Annotated in this window: 2 protein-coding genes; one reads left to right on the top strand and one right to left on the bottom strand. The window is 50.9% G+C overall.

The annotated features are described in order from the left end of the window. The coding region (locus Xbed_RS18765) for a Nif3-like dinuclear metal center hexameric protein (RefSeq protein WP_086114313.1) at positions 1–537 on the top strand (537 nt) is incomplete at its 5' end. Between the two features lie 69 nt (positions 538–606). On the opposite strand, the gene Xbed_RS18760 is transcribed toward Xbed_RS18765, so the two are convergent. Then, on the bottom strand, positions 607–1,061 hold a 455-nt coding region (locus tag Xbed_RS18760), incomplete at its 5' end, for an MFS transporter (RefSeq protein ID WP_139837555.1).

The following is a 1,061-nucleotide window of genomic DNA, read 5'->3' as shown; positions in this document are numbered from 1 at the left end:
AATGAATCTCCTGTGATCCGTGGCATGAAACGTCGTCGTTTGCAAACCTTGCTCTGCAATGACATCAACCTGTATGGCTATCATCTCCCGCTTGATGCCCATCCTACATTGGGTAACAACGTTCAATTGGCACGACAGATGGGGGTGAAGATCACCGGCCATATTGATGCCTTGCTGCCTCATGGTGCCTTTGATCAACCGATCACACCCGCAGAATTGACTGAGCGTCTGGAAAAAGGGCTAGGACGAGAGGTGCTGCATTGCGGAGACCATGGGCCAGGAGAAATCCGCACGTTGGCGTGGTGTACAGGCGGCGGCCAAAGTTTTATTGAGCAGGCAGCCGAGTTTGGTGTCGATGCTTTTGTGACGGGCGAAGTCTCAGAAAAGACGATCCACGTTGCCCGTGAGATGGGGCTGCATTTCTTCGCGGCCGGACACCATGCAACAGAGCGCTATGGTATCAAAGTGCTCGGTGAATGGCTGGCGGAACATCATGGGTTGGAGGTGACTTTCATCGATATCCCTAATCCGGCGTGATGTTCTGGTAGATTGGTATGGCCTCCGATTCCCTGAATGGAAGTCGGAGGCTTTTTTAAAACTGATGTGCTATTGGATGGGGCGTGCTAAAAGCATTGCAGCTATGCCACAACAGATTAATGTGCTGCCCAATGCCTGGCTCCAGCCTGCCAAGGCTAAACCCAGACCCAGCAGGCAATAGTAAAACAGCCCCAGTAAGGCTCCCGCCGTACCCAATCGATCGGTGTAGTTATTTAATGCGCCGGCCAGAATATTCGGGATGGCCAACCCGTAAGCGATAACGATCCCCAACATCGGAAAAATCAATAGCCAGCTATTCTCAAGGAGATAGACACCCACTCCACTCAATAATGTCATCAGTGAGGCAAGGGGTATTAACTTCGCAGAGATCCCCGGTTTTTTCAACAACAATGAGTTTAATAGCGAACCGACCCCGGCACCGCAAGCCAATAACAGGCCAGTATAACCAAACGTTTCCGGCGTCAATCCAAGTTGTTCAAAACGAAATGGGGCTAATTGGTAAT

Origin of the sequence: Xenorhabdus beddingii (genome assembly GCF_002127545.1) — a bacterium.
Classification (GTDB): domain Bacteria; phylum Pseudomonadota; class Gammaproteobacteria; order Enterobacterales; family Enterobacteriaceae; genus Xenorhabdus; species Xenorhabdus beddingii.
The sequence above is the reverse complement of the archived record's forward strand: the minus strand, read 5'-3'. Positions and strand labels throughout refer to the sequence as shown.